At 69.0% G+C, this 17324-nt stretch carries 17 protein-coding genes and 1 CRISPR repeat array; of the genes, 15 read left to right on the top strand and 2 right to left on the bottom strand.

Annotation, left to right across the window (positions count from 1 at the left end; genetic code table 11):
* Positions 1-39: 39 nt before the first annotated feature.
* Positions 40-420 carry a small metal-binding protein SmbP gene (gene smbP, locus ACYQ1H_RS00650; RefSeq protein ID WP_460026193.1) on the bottom strand — a complete coding sequence of 127 codons (381 nt, stop codon included), beginning with the start codon at positions 418-420 and terminating at the stop codon, positions 40-42.
* A gap of 135 nt (positions 421-555) precedes the next feature.
* On the opposite strand from smbP, the gene ACYQ1H_RS00645 reads away from it, so the two are divergent.
* The 6 genes from ACYQ1H_RS00645 to ACYQ1H_RS00620 all read left to right on the top strand — a co-directional run bounded on the left by ACYQ1H_RS00645 (position 556) and on the right by ACYQ1H_RS00620 (position 4054).
* A complete protein-coding gene (locus ACYQ1H_RS00645) occupies positions 556-1290 on the top strand; it encodes an ABC transporter ATP-binding protein (protein ID WP_460026192.1) in 735 nt (244 codons plus the stop codon).
* Positions 1287-2102, top strand: a complete 816-nt coding sequence (locus tag ACYQ1H_RS00640) for an ABC transporter permease (RefSeq protein ID WP_460026191.1) — start codon at positions 1287-1289, stop codon at positions 2100-2102. The genes ACYQ1H_RS00645 and ACYQ1H_RS00640 overlap by 4 nt, the downstream gene beginning before the upstream one ends.
* Positions 2103-2139: 37 nt before the next feature.
* Positions 2140-2490 carry a hypothetical protein gene (locus ACYQ1H_RS00635; RefSeq protein ID WP_460026190.1) on the top strand — a complete coding sequence of 117 codons (351 nt, stop codon included), beginning with the start codon at positions 2140-2142 and terminating at the stop codon, positions 2488-2490.
* 100 nt (positions 2491-2590) lie between these two features.
* Positions 2591-2743: a hypothetical protein gene (locus ACYQ1H_RS00630; protein ID WP_460026189.1), complete on the top strand. Its 153-nt coding sequence runs from the start codon at positions 2591-2593 to the stop codon at positions 2741-2743.
* Between the two features lie 168 nt (positions 2744-2911).
* Entirely contained in the window at positions 2912-3220 is a 309-nt protein-coding gene (locus tag ACYQ1H_RS00625) for a hypothetical protein (RefSeq protein ID WP_460026188.1), read from the top strand.
* Between the two features lie 24 nt (positions 3221-3244).
* Positions 3245-4054, top strand: coding sequence for a bestrophin-like domain (locus tag ACYQ1H_RS00620; protein WP_460026187.1), 810 nt, complete (start codon positions 3245-3247; stop codon positions 4052-4054).
* A gap of 27 nt (positions 4055-4081) precedes the next feature.
* Here ACYQ1H_RS00620 and ACYQ1H_RS00615 read toward each other — a convergent pair whose 3' ends face one another.
* Positions 4082-5680, bottom strand: coding sequence for a B12-binding domain-containing radical SAM protein (locus tag ACYQ1H_RS00615; RefSeq protein WP_460026186.1), 1599 nt, complete (start codon positions 5678-5680; stop codon positions 4082-4084).
* A gap of 319 nt (positions 5681-5999) precedes the next feature.
* On the opposite strand from ACYQ1H_RS00615, the gene ACYQ1H_RS00610 reads away from it, so the two are divergent.
* From ACYQ1H_RS00610 to ACYQ1H_RS00570, 9 genes are read left to right on the top strand one after another with little or no spacing between them, the layout of a single operon-like run.
* The gene (locus tag ACYQ1H_RS00610; protein ID WP_460026185.1) at positions 6000-6290 is read left to right on the top strand and encodes a cupin domain-containing protein; all 291 of its coding nucleotides are present in this window, start codon (positions 6000-6002) and stop codon (positions 6288-6290) included.
* Positions 6291-6314: 24 nt separating this feature from the next.
* Positions 6315-7262 carry a CRISPR system precrRNA processing endoribonuclease RAMP protein Cas6 gene (cas6, locus tag ACYQ1H_RS00605; RefSeq protein ID WP_460026184.1) on the top strand — a complete coding sequence of 316 codons (948 nt, stop codon included), beginning with the start codon at positions 6315-6317 and terminating at the stop codon, positions 7260-7262.
* 59 nt (positions 7263-7321) lie between these two features.
* Complete coding sequence (gene csm6, locus ACYQ1H_RS00600) at positions 7322-8440, top strand: CRISPR-associated ring nuclease Csm6 (RefSeq protein WP_460026183.1); 1119 nt, start codon at positions 7322-7324, stop codon at positions 8438-8440.
* 10 nt (positions 8441-8450) lie between these two features.
* Positions 8451-11213 carry a type III-A CRISPR-associated protein Cas10/Csm1 gene (gene cas10, locus ACYQ1H_RS00595; RefSeq protein WP_460026182.1) on the top strand — a complete coding sequence of 921 codons (2763 nt, stop codon included), beginning with the start codon at positions 8451-8453 and terminating at the stop codon, positions 11211-11213.
* Between the two features lie 10 nt (positions 11214-11223).
* Entirely contained in the window at positions 11224-11679 is a 456-nt protein-coding gene (gene csm2 / locus ACYQ1H_RS00590; protein ID WP_460026181.1) for a type III-A CRISPR-associated protein Csm2, read from the top strand.
* A 15-nt stretch (positions 11680-11694) separates the two neighbouring features.
* Positions 11695-12420 carry a type III-A CRISPR-associated RAMP protein Csm3 gene (gene csm3 / locus ACYQ1H_RS00585; protein ID WP_460026180.1) on the top strand — a complete coding sequence of 242 codons (726 nt, stop codon included), beginning with the start codon at positions 11695-11697 and terminating at the stop codon, positions 12418-12420.
* A gap of 57 nt (positions 12421-12477) precedes the next feature.
* On the top strand, positions 12478-13458 hold the full coding sequence (csm4, locus tag ACYQ1H_RS00580) for a type III-A CRISPR-associated RAMP protein Csm4 (RefSeq protein WP_460026179.1): 981 nt from the start codon (positions 12478-12480) through the stop codon (positions 13456-13458).
* A complete protein-coding gene (locus ACYQ1H_RS00575; protein WP_460026178.1) occupies positions 13455-15140 on the top strand; it encodes an RAMP superfamily CRISPR-associated protein in 1686 nt (561 codons plus the stop codon). The genes csm4 and ACYQ1H_RS00575 overlap by 4 nt, the downstream gene beginning before the upstream one ends.
* A gap of 51 nt (positions 15141-15191) precedes the next feature.
* Positions 15192-16493: a TIGR02710 family CRISPR-associated CARF protein gene (locus ACYQ1H_RS00570; RefSeq protein ID WP_460026177.1), complete on the top strand. Its 1302-nt coding sequence runs from the start codon at positions 15192-15194 to the stop codon at positions 16491-16493.
* A 146-nt stretch (positions 16494-16639) separates the two neighbouring features.
* Positions 16640-17305: a CRISPR direct-repeat array (repeat unit 36 nt; unit sequence GTTTGAATCGAGACCTGATGTAGAAGGGATTAAGAC).
* Between the last annotated feature and the right edge of the window lie 19 nt (positions 17306-17324).

Below are 17324 nucleotides of genomic sequence, written 5' to 3'. Positions count from 1 at the left end.
GCTGATCGGCCGCCTCATCGATCCGGCCCGCGCCTGTCCTCAGGGCCGGGGCGCGGGTGGCGGGGCCGGATGCTGTCCGCCCCCCGCCTGTTCGAGGTGGTGCCGGGCGTCGCCGGCCTCCTCGCCAGCGGACTGCGAGTTGTAGCGGCGGGCATGCGAGATGGCCTCGTTGAGGTTGGCCTCGCCCTGGCGCAGGTGCTGCAACGCCTCGGGATTGCCCCGGTTGGCGGCCTTGGCGGCGTCCAGATGCCTGAGGGCTTCCGTGGCGTGTTCCTTGACGCTGGCCGAATCGCCGCTGGCGCGCGCGGCCTGCCCGGCGTGCCGGATGGCCTCCTCGGTATGTTCCTCGGCCGGGATCCGGGCGCTTGCCAGCAGCAGGGCGGGGATCGCCATGAGTTTGCCAATCGACTGAATTTTCATGCTTTTATTCTCCTGGTCCGGCTGCTGCGGGATTGTATCCGTCCCGCCACGCGGTGCAATGCCCGGGTGGCGGGATACGGCCGGCAGGCCCGGAAACTTGCCTCGCCCCCGGCACCCGCTATCCTGTGCCGCGTCATGAGCAATCCCGCGATCCAGGTTCGGCATCTCAGCAAGCGCTACGGCGACATCCTGGCGGTCGACAGGCTCGACTTCGAGGTGCCGGTCGGCGCCACCCACGCCCTCCTGGGCGGCAATGGCGCCGGCAAGACCACCACCCTGTCCATGCTGCTCGGCCTGTTGCTGCCAAGTTCCGGGAACATTCGCATCCATGGCATCGACATGATCCGCGACCGGTTCCGGGCATTGCCGCGGATGAATTTCACCTCGCCCTATGTCGATCTCCCGCACCGGCTGACGGTGTGGCAGAACCTCGATGTCTACGCGCGCCTGTACGGCATCCGCGCGCGGGCACGGCGCATCCGGGAACTGGCCGAGCCGCTCCGGCTGGGGCATCTGCTGGAACGCGGCTACGGGTCGCTCTCGGCCGGCCAGCGCACCCGGGTGTCGCTGGCCAAGTCGCTGCTGAACCGGCCCGATGTGCTGCTCATGGACGAGCCCACCGCCGCGCTGGACCCCTATACCGCCGACCAGGTACGCGCCTACCTGCGCGACTACCAGCGCCAGAGCGGCGCCACCATCCTGCTGGCCTCCCACAACATGCAGGAGGTGGAACGCCTGTGCCAATCGGTGCTGATGATGCGCCAGGGCCGCATCGTCGACCGGGGCGCGCCGGCGGACCTGCTGGCCCGCTACGGGCGCGACACGCTGGAGCAGGTCTTCATCGACATCGCCCGGGAATCCGATCCATGAGTCGGCTTGCCGACCTGCGCGGCAGCCTGGGCCGCCTCAACGCCATGGTGGTGCGCTACCGCTATCTGATGCTGGCGTCCTGGCCGCGGCTGATCGAGCTGGCCTACTGGCCGACCGTGCAGATGGTGCTGTGGGGCCTGATCAACCGCTACCTGGCCGGACAGAGCGAGTGGATCGCGCAGACCTCGGGCCTGCTCATCGCCGCGACCCTGCTGTGGGACGTGCTGTACCGTTCGCAGCTGGGCGTGTCCCTGGTGTTCTTCGAGGAGCTGTACTCGCGCAACCTCGGCAACCTGTTCGTCAGCCCGCTGCGCCCGCACGAGCTGGCCCTGTCGCTGCTCGCGGTCAGCTTCCTGCGCACGGCGTTCGGCATCGGCATCGCGTCGAGCCTCGCCATCCTGCTGTACCACTATTCCCTCTACGACATGGGGCTGCCGCTGGTGGCGTTCTTTGCCAACCTGATGGTCATGGGCTGGGCCATCGGGCTGATCGTGGTGGCGCTGGTGCTGCGCTTCGGCCTCGGCATGGAAGGCTTCGCCTGGGCCATCCTGTTCGCCTTCGCGCCGTTGAGCGGGGTGTATTACCCGGTCGCCGTGCTGCCGGGCTGGTTGCAGCCGGTCGCCTGGGCCCTGCCGTCCAGCCATGTGTTCGAGGGCATGCGCACGGTGCTGCGCGACCGGGTGTTTTCCACCGGACACTTCCTGCTGGCCGTGGAGCTGAACCTGCTCTACCTCGCGCTGGGCCTGGCGCTGTTCGGGCTGTCGTTCCGCATCGCCCGCCAGCGCGGTCTGCTGTTGCAGATGGGGGAATGAACGCGCCCCGGCCCGCCTGCTCCGCTGGCTGCCGGCCATGAGCACCCGGCTCCAGTGCCTGCTGGCCATGCTGGGGCTCAGCCTGATCGGTTTCGGTCCGCTGTCGATCACCTGCCTGATCGGCCTGCATGCCGTGCTGGCCCGGCCCGACTGGCTGCTGCGCACGACGCGGGCTCTGTACGGGCGGCCAACGGCCGCTACCGGTCTGACGGAGCCGGCGCCGAACGGCTGGCTGCGGCTGAAGGTGGTGGCCGCCCTGCTGGCGCTGCTGCTGCTGGACATCGCGCCGGTTCCGGTCACCGGCGCGATCGGCCTGTCCGTGGTCCTGCTGCGCCCGCCCTGGTTCCTGGAACTGGTGGAGGCGATCTACGCCCCGCCCGGGCCCTGATCCCGGCGGGCAGGACAGGGCAGGGCCGGCAAGGGGGTTCCCCTCGGTCCCAAAATCGGTTGAAGTATGCCCACCTGGAGCGATCGTGGAGGGCATGATCATGCGACGGCTGATGATGGCGATGGCCTTTGCCCTGCTGGGCGGCTGCGTGGGCGCGGCGCCGGCCGGGGACATTCTCTACAGCGGCTATCCGGTCTACGCGCTGGCCGTGCCGGGCAACCCGCCGGCCCCGGGTCTTGCGCAGCCGGCCTGAAGCGCCCGGGGGCACGCTTCCGGCGACCGTCCATCCGACGAAAAAACCGGGGCCTGCCCCGGGTACGATCCATCGCCTGTCTTGCAGCCGGCGGCGAGGTCCGTCCGCGCGTACCCCATGCCGGCGACTCGCCCCAGGATGCCTCATGTTTTTCCCAGGAAGATCGCCATGAAACCTGTGCCGCTGCTGATGCTGTCGCTGCTGGCCGGCTGTTCCCCGGCCCTGCCGCCCCTCACCGACCAATCCGACCAGGTGCAGCTCATGGCCCGCCAGCGCGCCATGCGCGACCTGCACTGCGCCGATGCTACCGCCGACCGGCCGATCCGCGGCGACCGCATGGAGGACTGGAGCGACGAACTCTACAGCGAATACAAGGCCTGGGCCGAGGGTTGCCAGCGGCGCATCCAGTATCAGGTCGTGTGCCGTTCCGGCAGGCCCTGCGCCTTCGCCGACGCGCCGCCATCCGTGGATGATTGAACTGCCGCCGACCAGGAGATGACAATGGCGATGCCCACCTGGCTGGATGTGGAAAGCTACTTTACCGGCTCGATCTTCGTCCTGGTCTTCGTCTTCTGCTCGGTGGCGGGCGTGGGGCTGGTCCGCCGCTGGTTCGAGCTCGACCGGCTGCGGCATGTGCACGATGTCTCCGGCAACATGTTCAGCGTCGGCGGCACGCTCTATGCCGTGCTGCTGGGGCTGATCGTGGTGGACGCGATGCAGACCTTCCAGCTGGCGCGCCAGACCGTCGAGAAGGAAGCCAACGCCCTGGCCAATGTCTACCTGCTGGCCCAGCGTCTGCCGCCGCAGCCTGCCGCGCGGCTCCAGTCCCTGTGCCGCAGCTATGCCCACGAAGTCATCGAGCGCGAATGGCCGATGATGGATGCCGGCCAGGTGCACGAGGCGGTACGCAACATCAGTCTGCAGCTGGTCAACGAGGCGACGCAGCTCGAACCGGTGACCGAGAACCAGAAGGCGCTGTATCCCTCCCTGGTCCAGGAAACCCTGGAACTGCGCGACGAGCGCCGCGCCCGGACCGGCATCGCGCTGCACGATCTGCCGGCCGTCGAGTGGTTCGTGCTGTGCGTGGGCGCGGTGATCACGGTGGTCTTCAGCTACGTCTTCCATGTCGAGAGCTACCGCCTGCAGCTGATGATGGTCGGCATGGTTGCCCTGCTGATCGGGCTCAACCTGTATCTGGTGGTCCTCTTCAGCCGCCCGTTCTCGGGCGACCTGCATGTCGACGCCGAACCCCTGGTGCGCAATCTGATGCTGTTCGACGGCATCGGCGACGCCCTGCTGCGACGGGACTGAACCGCCACCGTCCGCCGGCGGCGGCAGCTACATCGTATTGACGATGCCGGTGCGTCCCTTGGCCATGTCCTGGGAAAACCGGTAGAAGTGGTAGTGGCACACGCTTTCCATGACGTAGTCGAAGAACCGCATGGGGTAGGGTCGACTGCGGGCGAAGTCGGCCAGCCGCCGCAGGTAATGGCGGCGCAGCCGCCAGTCGCGGGCGTGCAGCAGCAGCTTCGCCAGCAGCAGGCCGGTGACCGACAGCGATATCAGCAGGTACTTGAGCCGTAGCCAGCGGGGGATGTTGGGCACCCGGACGCTTTCGGCGTGATCGTAGAAGCGGCGACGGATGTAGAGGTCGTCCAGCCGGTCGAAATAGGCGTCGGGCTCGAAGATGTCGCCGATCAGGTCGAGAAACCCCCGGGCCAGCTGCTCCCGGCTCATGCCGGCGGGAATCACATTGGTGCCGAAGGCGGGCGGATCGTCGGTGTCCAGCCGGCCCTCGCCCAGCAGCCGCGCGTGCAGCGGCGTTTTCGGGATGGCCGACAGCAGGCCGACCATCGCCTGCAGGATGCCCGAGCGCGCCAGGAAGCGCCGCTGGACGTCGAAGATGGCGGGCGTATCGGCATCGAAGCCGACAATCAGGCCGCAGGTGACCTTGATGCCCTTGCGCTGGATGCGGTGGATGCGCTCGATCAGGAAATCCTCCGCGTCGGCCTGGCTCAACGATGCCTGCCGGCGGCGCTTGTCGACGTTCTGGAATTTCCGCGTCTCCAGCAGCGAGGCCGGATTGGGCGTCTCGATGCCGATGAACACCGTGCGGATGTTGGCCTCGACGAAGCGGTCCAGCAGTTCCTCGTCGTCGGCGAGATTCAGCGAGGCCTCCGTGTGCAGCGAGACCCAGTAGCGGTGTTCGCGCTGCCAGGCCGCGATCGCCGTGAGGATCGGCAGCAGGGCCTTGCGATTGCCGATGATGTTGTCGTCCACCAGGAAGACCGCACCCATGCCGGCCCGGCGCCAGGCCTCCAGCTCGGCGATCACCTGCGCCGGCGTCTTGACGCGCGGCTGCCGGCCGAAGGTGACGATGATGTCGCAGAACTCGCAGAGAAAGGGGCAGCCGCGTGACATCTGCACGCTGCCCTGGAGATAGCGCTCCAGCCGCAGCAGGTCGTTGCGCGGCGGGGGCAGGGCGGTCATGTCGGTGCGTTGCGCCTGCTCGTAACGCTGCCGGTGGCGGCCGGCCGACCATTCCGCGAGGAACAGCGGCCAGGTGTGGTCGGCCTCGCCGACGAAAACGACATCGGCGAGCCCCGCCAGATCGTCCTCCTGGACCGTGATCCAGGGTCCCCCCACCACCAGGAACAGTCCCCGGCGCTTGATTTCGGCGGCGATCTCGCGCATGCGCTGGCGCTGGACGATCATACCGGTCAGCCCGACCAGGCCGGCGCCGGCCAGACTGTCGTAGTCGATGGCTTCCACCGCCTCGTCGATCAGCCGGACCTCGTGTTCCGCCGGGGTCAGGGCCGCCAGCAACGGCAAGGCCGAGGTTGGCGTCACCGCCTGCCGGCCGAGTATCGGCAGGGCGTGGCTGAAGCTCCAGAAGGACGTCTCGAAGCGCGGGTTGATCAGGACGATGCTGGCCATGGCGGATGGGTCCGGGTGACAGAGGACGATTCTGCGGCCTGCGACGCCCGCCGCAAAGCCCCAGCCTGGCCGGCGCGCGTGCCCGCCGGCAGGCCACCCAGCGCAGACACTCCGCCGGCGACGTGGTTCCGGGCCATTCGCCGTCATCCGTCATCCCGGACATTCCCCGCCGACACGACGTCCCCGCGTGTGCATCGATTCGCTGGCTGGACTTCGCTTGGCCATAAAATGCATCATGTAATAAGTGTTTCAATAGTTGTCCGAACGTCGCCATCCGTCGCATCCGACGCCACTCTCCCCCTGGAAAACCCTGACAAGCATGAGCAAGATCACCCTCGAACACCGTCCCGACCCGGCCCGTCTGCAACAGCTCGGCGTGGCCGGCTGGGAGATATGGGAAAAGGAGCCCTCCACCTTCGGCATCGATTTCGACGAAACCGAGGTGGCCTACGTGCTGGAGGGCGAAATCATCGTCACCCCGGCGGGTGGCGAACCGGTCCGCATCGGCCCGGGTGATCTGGTCTCGTTCCATGCCGGACTGGAGAGCCAGTGGGAAGTGGTCAAGCCGCTGCGCAAGCACTACAGCTACGCCTATCCCGAGGGCGTCTGAGTCCCCTGGCCCGACGACGCTCCGATGCCACTCAGCCTGCCGCTGACCATCCTTGAGGTCGGCTTCGAGACCCGCGAGCCCGTCCGCCTGCCGTCCTTTCCCGGCTCGGCCTGGCGCGGCGCGCTCGGCTGGGCGCTCAAGCGCAGCGTCTGCGTCATCCGCGACACCCGCTGCCAGGATTGCCTGCTGTACCGCAGCTGCGTGTTTCCCTACGTCTTCGAGACCCCGCCGCCACCCGACGCCGACCGGCTGCGCAAATACCGCGCCGTCCCGCATCCCTTCGTGCTGGGCATCATCCCCGGCCAGAGCGGCCCCCGCTACCGGCTGGGTCTCACGCTGGTCGGCGCGGCCCGGCGGCAGCTGCCGTATTTCATCCATGCCCTGACGGCGGCCGGCGAGGACGGTCTCGGCCGCCAGCGACAGCCGTTCGAGCTGGTCGAGGTCCGCCAGGCGCAAGGCCCGGCGCGGCAGGACTGGGCGACCATCTACGCGCCCGGCGAGCCGCTGCGGACGCCGCCGGAGGAACCCCTGCCGGTACCGCCGCTGCCCGACTGGGTGGCGGTCGAGCTGCGAACGCCGCTGCGCATCAAGCGCGAGGATCACCTGGTCACGCCGGCCCGCTTCGCCTTCGCCGACCTGTTCGGCGCCCTGCTGCGGCGGCTGTCCCTGCTCAGCTACTTCCATACCGAGCGGCCGCTGGAAGCGGACTTTGCCGAACTCATGCGGCAGGCGCGGGAAGTCCCCCACCACCGGCCGACCCTGCGCTGGTACGACTGGACCCGCTATTCCAGCCGCCAGGAGACGACGCTCGAAATGGGCGGCCTGCATGGCGGATTCCTGCTGCGGGGCGCGGACATCCGGCCGTTCTGGCCCTATCTCTGGCTGGGGCAATGGACCCATGCCGGCAAGGGCGCCACGCTGGGGCTGGGGCAATACCGGCTGGCCCCGGCAAGCTTGCCAGATCCCGCCTGAGTTCCCGCCATCGCGGATACTCAGGACCTCCTCGCCACGGACGGACCCTACACGCCGCGATGGGCAACGCCTACCCCCGCCGCCACCTGCTCTGCATCGCCGGTCTCACGCCCCAGGTCGTGACCGAAACGCTCTACGCGCTGGCCCGGGAACGGCCGGCCGAGCTGCCGACCCATGTCCACGTGCTCTCCACCGAGGAGGGCATCGCCCGCGCCCGGCTGACACTGCTCAGCGCCCAGCCCGGCTGGTTCCGGCGCCTGTGCGCCGATTACCGGCTGCCGGCCATCCAGTTCGACCGCGACAGCCTGCATGTCCTGCGGGACGCCGGCGGCCAGCCGCTCGCCGACATCCGCGATGGCGCGGACAATGTCGCCGCGGCCGACACCGTGACCGAGTGGGTGCGCCGGCTCACCGCCGACGACGACGCCCAGCTGCATGTCTCGCTGGCCGGCGGACGCAAGACCCTGGGCTTCTTCGCCGGCTACGCCCTGTCGCTGTTCGGACGGCCGCAGGACCGCCTGACCCATGTGCTGGTCAGTCCACCGTTCGAATCGCATCCGGGCTTCTTCTACCCGACGCCCTACCCGGACATCATCTACGGCCAGCCGCCCGACCCACGCCCGCTGGACAGCCGCGATGCCCATGTGACGCTGGCCGACATCCCCTTCGTGCGCCTGCGGCTGGGGCTGCCGGAATCCCTGCTCAGCGGCCGCGCCAGCTTCTCCGCCACAGTGCAGGCCGCCCAGCGCAGCCTGGCAGCGCCCGCGCTGGAACTCGACATCCGCCGGCGCCTGATCCTGGCGGGCGGGCGGCCAGTCGAGCTGCCGCCCGCCGAATGGGCCTTCTACGCCTGGCTCGCGCGCCGTGCCCACGACACCGCGCCGCACCTGACCTGTCCGCCCGAGGGCGTGCCCAGCCAAGCCTACGCGCGGGCCTTCATGGCCACCTATCGCGACATCGTCGGCCCTCTCGGCGACCTCGAACGCGTCGCCGCCGGCCTGCAGGCCGGCATGGACAAGAACTACTTCGAGCGCCGCAAGAGCCGCGTCAACCGGCTGCTGCGCGAGCAGCTGTCGCTGGCGGCGACCGCCTACCTGATCCAGGGCTTCGGCTCGCGGCCGCGCACCGCCTATGGGCTCGGGCTGGCGCCGCGGCAAATTCTCATCAAGAGCACCTGAGGACTTTGGGATGAATCCGGAACGACTGAATGCCGCTACCCGCGTGGCCCTGGCGGCCTACCTGCACGACCTGGGCAAGTTCGCCGAACGGGCGCGGATCGCCGAGGCCGAGGAGAAGGACGCGGCCGGCGTCAGCCGGGCCGAGCGGGAAAAGCAGCTCAACTGCCCCAGTTTCAAGGGCCGGTCCACCCATGTCCACGCCGCCTATACCGCCATCGGCTTCGACCTGCTGGAGGCGCACCTGCCCGAGCTGGTGGGCGATGTCATGACCCCCTTCGCGCCCTGGGGCGAGCGCAACGCCGACGATTCCATCATCAACGCCGCCGCCCGGCATCACCGGCCGGATACCTTCCTGCAATGGATCGTCGCCAGCGCCGACCGGCTGGCCTCCGGTTTCGAGCGCGAGGCGTTCGCCAGCTACAACGCAGCGGCCGACGACGATGGCCGGAAACTCAACCATTACACCCAGCGGCAGTGGACCCTGCTGGAGCAGATCCGCCTGGACGGCCGGGCGGAACCCGCCGTGCCGGACTACCGCTACCCGCTCGCGCCGCTCTCGCCCAGCGCCCTGTTCCCGGTGCCGGCGGCCGACTGCGAAACCGCCGGCAACGCCGGGGCGCAGGCCGAGTACCGCGCGCTTTGGCAAGGCTTCACCGCCGCCATCCCGCAAATCCCCGCCAGCCATCGGGGCAACCTGCCCCTGTGGCTGGACCATTTCGACAGCCTCTGGCAGACCTATACCCACGCCATTCCCTCGGCCACCACCGGCGGCATCAGGCCGGAGGTGTCGCTGTACGATCATTCGCGCACCGCCGCCGCCCTGGCCGTCGCGCTGTGGCGCTATCACGCCGACCGCAACGACGATCCGGCCACGACCCGGGAATCGCTGCGCGCCCAGTGGGATCACCAGCGCGCCGCCGGCGAACTGGCCCACGATGCCTGGGAGAGCGAGAAATTCCTGCTGATCCAGGGCGATTTCCACGGCATCCAGGACTTCATCTTCGCCACCGGCGGCGAGACCCAGAAACGCGCCGCCAAGCTGCTGCGCGGGCGTTCCTTCCAGGTCTCGCTGCTGGCGGAACTGGCCGCGCTGCGGGTACTGGAAGCGCTGGATCTGCCGCCCACCAGCCAGGTGGTCAATGCCGCCGGCAAGTTCCTCATCGTCGCCCCCAACACGCCGGCATCGGCGCACGCGCTGGCGGCCGTGCAGGCCGAGTTCGACGCCTGGTTCCTGCGCCATACCCACGGCCGCGTCGGCATCGGCCTCGCCCGGCTGCCGGCCCGGGCCGACGATTTCCGTTCCGGGACGGCGGGCGCGGCGAGTCCGTTCCAGACGCTCGTCCGGCGCCTGTTCGAGCAGCTGGAGGCGGTCAAGCTGCGGCGCTTCGGGCTGTGCGCCGAAGCGCCGCCGCCGGCGCTGTTCGAGGACTTTCTCGACGCCTTCCATCCCGGGCGCGGCGAGTGCCGCGTCGACGGGCGTTCGCCGGCCACGGTGGAGCTGTCGCCCGGCGTCTGGGCCAGTGCGCTGGCCGCCGACCAGATCGACATCGGACATTGCCTGGCCACCCAGGACCGGGTGCTGATCACCCGCGAGCCGCTCGACCATCAGACCCTGCGGCTGGACATCTTCGGCTACCGGATCCGCTTCACCCGCGGCGAGGCGGAAACCGGCCGCTTCGGCCGCGAGGCCCGCAGCGGCAACCTGCGCCGCTGCTGGGACTTCTCGCTGCCGGAAGGCTTCACGGACCCGCTCTGGAACGGCTACGCCCGCCGCTGCATCAACGCCTACGTGCCACGCTTCGACGATGCCAACGCCTGGGACGCGGAGCTCTACCGGGGGCTGGAGCACCCGGGCGCGTCCGTCCCCCATCCGGACGAACCGAAGACCCTCAACCATCTGGCCCGCGACGACCGGCGCCTGCACGAGGACGGCAAGACCTGGGTCGGCCAGGAAGCGCTGATGACGCTCAAGGGCGATGTCGACAACCTCGGGACCCTCTTCGAGCGGGGGCTGGAGCGGCCGACCTTCGCCAAATGGGCGGCGCTGTCGCGGCAGGTGAACGCCTTCTTCGCGGTCTACCTGCCCTGGCTCTGCGCCCATGGCGAGGAGGACGGCATCCGGCGCTACCGCAACACCTACACCGTGTTCGCCGGCGGCGACGACTTCTTCCTCATCGGACCCTGGCATTCCACGCTGGCGCTGGCGGGGCGGATGCGAAGCGAGTTCGCCCGCTTCGTCGCCGGCAATCCCGACATCCACTTCTCGGCCGGGCTGTCCATGACCAAACCCGGCCTGCCGATCCGCCACCTGGCGCGGCTGGCCGAGACGGCGCTGGAGGCGGCCAAGGTCCATCAGGAACCCGGCCCGGACGGGGAAGCCGGCGCGGCCAAGAACGCCGTCGCCGTGTTTGGCCAGACGGTGAGCTGGGACCGCTTCGACGCCCTGCGCCGCAGCGAGGCGCGGCTGGCGCGCATGGCCCGGGACGTCGGGCTGTCCACCGGCTATCTCTACGGGCTGTTGCAGCTGACCGACATGGCGGCCGGGATCGGCGATAAACCGCACAACGCGCTCTGGCATGCCTGGTTCGCCTACCGCACCCGGCGCCTGGTGGAGAGCCGCATCCGCGGCGGGGAGGATCGCGAGGCGGTGGAGCGCCGGCGCCGGGCGCTGGCCGCCGAACTGGCGACGGAAATCGCCCGCGAGGGCATCGAACGGTTCGGGGCGGCCTACAAGATCGCCCTGTTCACTTACTTGTATCAGCAACGGGATTGAGGAGGCCGAGATGGCGGAACAGCAGAACTATCGAAACCAGGGCGGCGGTCGCAACCATGGCCATGAGGACCGGGGACCGGTCTACGACCCCGGCGGCATCCGGCTGGCGAAACCGATCGGCGCCCAACTTTTCAACGGCATCGCCCAGGAGGCGGCCAGGGCGGTCGCGGGCGCGGACAAGTCCCGCAACAAATCCACCCAGCTGCGGCGCTTCTACGACGAACTGGTGCTGTGGGAAACCCGCGCCAGCCAGCAGCCCGGGAAATTCGCCGAATACCTGCCCTTCATCCTGATGATCAATGCCAAGGCGGCCTATGCCGAAGGGCGCAAGCTGGTCGACCGGACCTTCGTCAACCTGCTGCATCACACCCTGTCGGAAGTGACGGACGCCGGGACCCTGACCACCTGCAAGCTGTTCTGGGAAGCCTTCATGGGTTTCTACAAACAGGAACGCGGCGACAACTGAGACGGAGAGAACCCCATGCAACTCATCGATATCCAGAAACTCACCGGCACGCTGGAGCTGCTTTCCGGCCTGCACATCGGCTCCGGCAACACGGAGATGCACATCGGCGGCACCGACAATCCGGTCATCAAGCACCCCCTGACCCAGGAGCCCTACATTCCCGGCTCCAGCGTCAAGGGCAAGATGCGCAGCCTGCTGGAATGGGATCTCGGCGTGGTCGGCGCGACCCAGGGCAATCCCCTGGGCTTCCGGCACCTGCGCGACCTGCCGGAAGCCACGCGGCCCGCCGCCAAGAACCTGCTGCGCCTGTTCGGCGGCGCGCCGGAAGGCGCCGGCCAGAACCTTGAGCTGGTCACGGAGATCGGTCCCACCCGGCTGGCCTTCTGGGATTGCGCGCTGGAACCGGCCTGGATCCGGGAAATGAACGACCGCAACCTGCTGCTGACCGAAACCAAGTCCGAGAACATGATCGACCGCATCCGGGGCGTCGCCGAGCATCCGCGCAATACCGAGCGCGTGCCCGCCGGCGCCCGCTTCAGCTTCAACCTGACCCTGCGCGTCCACGCCGGCGACAGCGCTCTGCTGCCCATGGTCTGGCGCGGGCTCAAGCTGCTGGAGCTGACCGGCCTCGGCGGCTCCGGCTCGCGCGGCTACGGCAAGCTGCGCTTCAGCCAGCTGGCGCTGGACGGCGCGGATGTGCTCGGGCACGTCGACGCGGTCCGCTTCGGCGCGGCGGCCTGAGTTCGCCCCGGGCGGACCGCCGGCGCGGCTCCGTCGAACACAGCCAGGACACCCGACATGACCGTTTACCGATTGACCCTGCAACCCCTATCCGCCTTCGGCGGCCCCCCGCTGGGCGACAGCCTGTTCGGCCAGCTGTGCTGGAGCCTGCGCCATCGCCACGGCCAGGACCGGCTGGTCGAGCTGCTCGACGGCTACACCGAGAGCCGTCCCTTCGCGGTGCTGTCCGATGCCCTGCCGCTGGGCTACCTGCCGCGCCCCGCGCTGCCCGGCTTCTGCTTCGACCCGGTGCCGGACCTGGACCGCAAGGCCGCCAAGCGGCGGGCCTGGCTGCCGTGGGAGCGGCACGACGCGCCGGTCGAAGCCTGGCTGAGGCACTGCCTGCCAGGCGGGGAGGTCGCCGGTGCCCGGCCCGAGGCCCATCCGCAGCCGCACAACAGCCTGCACCGCCTGACCGGCACCACCGATGGCGAGGCCTTCGCGCCCTACACGCAGACCCGCCACTGGTACGGCGCCGGCGGCAACGAACCGGTCCGGCTGGCCGTCCATGCCGTGCTCGACGAGCGCCGCCTCAGCCTGGCCGAACTGCGGCAGGCGCTGGCGGACATGGGCGCCTACGGCGTCGGCCGCGATGCCAGCGTCGGGCTCGGCAAGTTCGCCGTGGTGGCCGCCGAGGCCGCCGAACTGCCCAGCCAGCCGGGCGCCGATGCCTGGCTCACGCTGGCGCCCTGCGCGCCGCAGGGGCTGGGCCTTGACCCGGCGCGCAGCTTCTACCAGACCTTCACCCGTTTCGGCCGCCACGGTGACCTCGGCGTGCACCTTGGCAGCCCGTTCAAGACCCCGGTGCTGCTGGCGCAGACCGGCGCCGTGCTCGCCACCGGGCCGGAGGCCGCGCTGCCCACGCCGGCACGGCCCTGGCTGGGCCAGGGCCTGGGCGGCAACGGCCGCATGACCCGCAACGCCGCCCTGGCCGGGACCGTGCAGCAAGGCTACGCGCCGGTGGTCGGCATCCGCCTGCCCGGGAGGGCTATCGCATGAGCACCCACGACAGCCATACCCTGCACATCACCCCGCTGGCGCCGGTGCATATCGGCACTGGGGAAACCTACGAGCCGACCCAGTACGTCATCGACGAGGCCGGCGTGCTGCACGAGTTCGACACCGGCGCGGTCATGGCCGCCCTGGACGAGCGCGACCGCCGCCATCTGCTCGCCATCGCCCAGGGCCGGCCCGGTCCGGAGATGATCAAGTCCCTGCAGCGCTTCTTCCACGAGCGGCGCGAGCGCCTGATCCCCGTCGGCATCAATCGCATCCCCACCTTGCCCGGTTTCGCCGCGCTGCACGCCAGTCGCATCGGGCAGGCCGCCAATGTCGAGAGCGGCGGTCGCCAGGTGCTCAACCAGCTGGAAATCCAGCGCTGCGCCTACCATGCCGCGACCCGCAAGCCGGTGCTGTACGGCTCCTCGCTCAAGGGCGCGCTGCGCACCGCGCTGCTCGACCGGGAAAACAACGGCCGGAGGCCGTTCGAGAAAAAGGGACTGCATGAGCTGCAGGGGCGGCTGTTCCGCTACCGCGACCCCGAGTGCGGCCGGCAGCAACTGGAACGTGACTCCATGCGCCTGGTGCAGCTGGGCGACGCCCTGTGGCAGGGGCCAGCCGACTGGCCGGCCGCCGACGTGCGCCTGGCCGTGAATCGCAAGAAGGCGCCGGTCAGGGACAGGCATGGCCGGGAAATCCCGGCCATGGCCGAAAACCTGGCGCAGTTCCTCGAATGCGTGTCGGCCTTCCAGACGCGCGCCTTCCGCGCCACGCTCAACCTCCAGCGCGTCGAGGCCGCCGGCGCCAGCGGCAACCTGCCGGCGCGCGAGCTGCGCTATTCCCTGCGCCAGCTGGCCGATGCCTGCAATGCCTTCTACCGGCCCCGGCTGACCGCCGAAATCCAGCTCATGCAGACGCGCGGCTACGTCGCGGCCGCCTGGGTGGACGCCATCGACCAGCTGATCGCGCTGGTCAAGCCGAGGATCGAGGCGGGCGACGTCTTCCTGCTGCGGGTGGGGCGGCACTCGGGGGCGGAATCGGTCACGCTCAACGGCGCACGCCGCATCCGCATCATGAAGGGCAAGGGGCAGCCGGCGGACGAAGCCGATGCCGCCAGGACCCTCTGGCTGGCGGCCGGCGAACGGGACCAGCGCGCCGACCTGCTGCCGTTCGGCTGGGTGCTGGTCGAGGCGACGCCGGGCGCGGCGGACGCCCCGGCCTGGCCGGCGCTGGAGGCCCTTTGCGAGCCCTGGCGGGCCGAGGCGCGGGCCTTTGCCGAACGGGAAGCCAGCCAACGCGCCGAGCGTGCCGCCATCCTGGCGCGGCGCCAGGCCGAGGCGGCCACGGCCCGGCAGCAGGCCGAGCAGGCGGCCGCCCGGGCGGTGGCCGAAGCCGAACGGCGGGCGACCCTGACGCCCAACCTGCGCCGGGTCGAGGACTTCCGCCAGGCCATGGCCCAGCGCGCCGAGGAGCTGCGCGGCGGCAAGGACCGCCAGAACACCCAGTATCACCAGCTGGCCCAGCAACTGGCCAGGGACGCCCGGGAAAGCGCCGACTGGACGGCCGCGGAAAAGCGCGCCGTGGCCGACGCCATCACCGAGTGGCTGCCCCGGGTGGTCGATCGCATCGACAAGGAAGCCCTGAAGAAGCTCAGGCTGGCCGCCCTGCGCGGCGACGCCTGAGGCGCCGGTCCCCGAACCCTGACTCCAACCCCCCAACCCACGCCATCGCGCATGAACGACCCCGCACCCGCGCCCGACCTCCGCACCCTGCTGCTGTGCACCGTCGGCGGCTCCCATGTCCCCATCGTCCGCGCCATCCAGGAAAGCGGCGCCGATTACGTCTGCTTCCTCTGCACCGGTCCCGACCCCAACACCGGCAAGGCCGGCTCGGACGCGCAGATCGAAGGGCAGGGGTTCTGCATCAGGGAAAGGCCGACCGATGACAAGCCCACCTTGCCCAACATTCCCAGCCAGTGCGGACTGGCCGCCGGTCGCTACGAACTGCGCCGGGTGCCCAGCGACGACCTGGACGCCATCCACGGCCTGTGCCGGGAAGCGCTGGCCGACCTGCGCCGGCGCTACCCCCAGGCACGCCTCCTCGCCGACTATACCGGCGGCACCAAGAGCATGAGCGCCGCGCTGGTGCTCGCCGCCCTGGACAGCGAGGACGTCGAACTGCAACTGGTCACCGGCAACCGCGTCGACCTGGTGCGGGTGCGCGACGGCGCCGAGACCGCCGCGCCCGCCACCATCGAGGCGATCCGCCTGCAGCGGCGCATGCAGCCCTACCTCAACGCCTGGACCCGGCATGCCTACGCCGAGGCCGAGGCCGGCCTGCGCCGCCTGCCCACACCCGCCAACGCCACCCTGCGCGGGCGGCTCAACCGCGCCCGCGACCTCAGCGCCGCCTTCGCCGCCTGGGACGCCTTCGACCACGCCGGCGCCTTCCAGCGCCTGCACGGCTATGCCGCCGCCCTGGCCAATGACACCCGCCCGCTGCTGGGCGTGCTGCGCGTCCTGACCGAGGGCGAGCCGCTGCAACGCGAGGCCGCGCAACTCCTGGACCTGTACCGCAACGCCGAACGGCGCTTCGCCCAGGGTCGCCATGACGACGGCGTCGCGCGCCTGTACCGGCTGCTGGAATGGACCGCCCAATGGCTGTTGCAGCGCGACTGCCAGGTCAGCACCGGCGATCTGCCGCCCGACTGGGTGCCGCAGCTGCCGCCCAACCGCGACGGCAAGCGCCAGGCCGGGCTCTACGAAGCCTGGCGGCTGGTGGCCGAACACACCCGGGGACCGCTGGCGGCCTGGCACCGCGACCGCCGCGAGCCCATGCTCGACTACCTGCGCGCCCGCAACGCCTCCATCCTGGCGCACGGTTTCGCCCCGGTCGGCGCCGCCGCCGGCCGCGCCTTTCACGACTGGCTGGCCGGCGAGTTCCTCGATGCCCTGTTGCAGGAAACCGCCCCGCTTGGCCTGCGCCGGCTGCCGCCGCAACTGCCCGCCGACGCGAACGATGCCCTGCTGCGATAACCATCCGCGGGTGGTGGCGCATCCTGCCCGGCATGCCGGCGCCGCAGGTGTCACCGGATTGAGGCAGTGTCACTTTTGCGTGCACGCGATTTCTGTCAACCCTCCCTGTAACCCACTGAAAATGAAGGAGAAAAACACCCCCAGCCGTTTGAATCGAGACCTGATGTAGAAGGGATTAAGACGCTGCCTGCATCGGCAGCATTGAATAGGGGTCTGGTTTGAATCGAGACCTGATGTAGAAGGGATTAAGACGAAGTCTCAATGCCTTATTTTCGGCCTTGAGTCTGTTTGAATCGAGACCTGATGTAGAAGGGATTAAGACAGCTGCGCTAATGTCGCCATGCGCCATGGCATGGGTTTGAATCGAGACCTGATGTAGAAGGGATTAAGACTTCTATACCATAAAGACTGTTAGCACGATTAATAGTTTGAATCGAGACCTGATGTAGAAGGGATTAAGACCTATTGCCGATAGGAATTTCATAATTTTCAATTTGTTTGAATCGAGACCTGATGTAGAAGGGATTAAGACGCAGATTTGATTTCTTTTTTCAAAGCCGCGATTGGTTTGAATCGAGACCTGATGTAGAAGGGATTAAGACAGACCTCCCACGACTCGCCAACAAGATTAAAGACGTTTGAATCGAGACCTGATGTAGAAGGGATTAAGACGCCGAGCGCACGCGGTATTCACCGTTCTCCTTGGTTTGAATCGAGACCTGATGTAGAAGGGATTAAGACCCCGAGCGCACGCGGTATTCACCGTTCTCCTTGAAGTTTGAATCGAGACCTGATGTAGAAGGGATTAAGACCGCGTTTCCGTCGCGATGA

It is taken from the genome of Methyloparacoccus murrellii (genome assembly GCF_054657115.1).
The sequence above is the reverse complement of the archived record's forward strand: the minus strand, read 5'-3'. Positions and strand labels throughout refer to the sequence as shown.

Coding starts and splice junctions, on each gene's coding strand:
- smbP (WP_460026193.1), bottom strand. CDS start 420: ATGAAAATTCAGTCGATTGGCAAACTCATGGCGATCCCCGCCCTGCTG.
- ACYQ1H_RS00645 (WP_460026192.1), top strand. CDS start 556: ATGAGCAATCCCGCGATCCAGGTTCGGCATCTCAGCAAGCGCTACGGC.
- ACYQ1H_RS00640 (WP_460026191.1), top strand. CDS start 1,287: ATGAGTCGGCTTGCCGACCTGCGCGGCAGCCTGGGCCGCCTCAACGCC.
- ACYQ1H_RS00635 (WP_460026190.1), top strand. CDS start 2,140: ATGAGCACCCGGCTCCAGTGCCTGCTGGCCATGCTGGGGCTCAGCCTG.
- ACYQ1H_RS00630 (WP_460026189.1), top strand. CDS start 2,591: ATGCGACGGCTGATGATGGCGATGGCCTTTGCCCTGCTGGGCGGCTGC.
- ACYQ1H_RS00625 (WP_460026188.1), top strand. CDS start 2,912: ATGAAACCTGTGCCGCTGCTGATGCTGTCGCTGCTGGCCGGCTGTTCC.
- ACYQ1H_RS00620 (WP_460026187.1), top strand. CDS start 3,245: ATGGCGATGCCCACCTGGCTGGATGTGGAAAGCTACTTTACCGGCTCG.
- ACYQ1H_RS00615 (WP_460026186.1), bottom strand. CDS start 5,680: ATGGCCAGCATCGTCCTGATCAACCCGCGCTTCGAGACGTCCTTCTGG.
- ACYQ1H_RS00610 (WP_460026185.1), top strand. CDS start 6,000: ATGAGCAAGATCACCCTCGAACACCGTCCCGACCCGGCCCGTCTGCAA.
- cas6 (WP_460026184.1), top strand. CDS start 6,315: ATGCCACTCAGCCTGCCGCTGACCATCCTTGAGGTCGGCTTCGAGACC.
- csm6 (WP_460026183.1), top strand. CDS start 7,322: ATGGGCAACGCCTACCCCCGCCGCCACCTGCTCTGCATCGCCGGTCTC.
- cas10 (WP_460026182.1), top strand. CDS start 8,451: ATGAATCCGGAACGACTGAATGCCGCTACCCGCGTGGCCCTGGCGGCC.
- csm2 (WP_460026181.1), top strand. CDS start 11,224: ATGGCGGAACAGCAGAACTATCGAAACCAGGGCGGCGGTCGCAACCAT.
- csm3 (WP_460026180.1), top strand. CDS start 11,695: ATGCAACTCATCGATATCCAGAAACTCACCGGCACGCTGGAGCTGCTT.
- csm4 (WP_460026179.1), top strand. CDS start 12,478: ATGACCGTTTACCGATTGACCCTGCAACCCCTATCCGCCTTCGGCGGC.
- ACYQ1H_RS00575 (WP_460026178.1), top strand. CDS start 13,455: ATGAGCACCCACGACAGCCATACCCTGCACATCACCCCGCTGGCGCCG.
- ACYQ1H_RS00570 (WP_460026177.1), top strand. CDS start 15,192: ATGAACGACCCCGCACCCGCGCCCGACCTCCGCACCCTGCTGCTGTGC.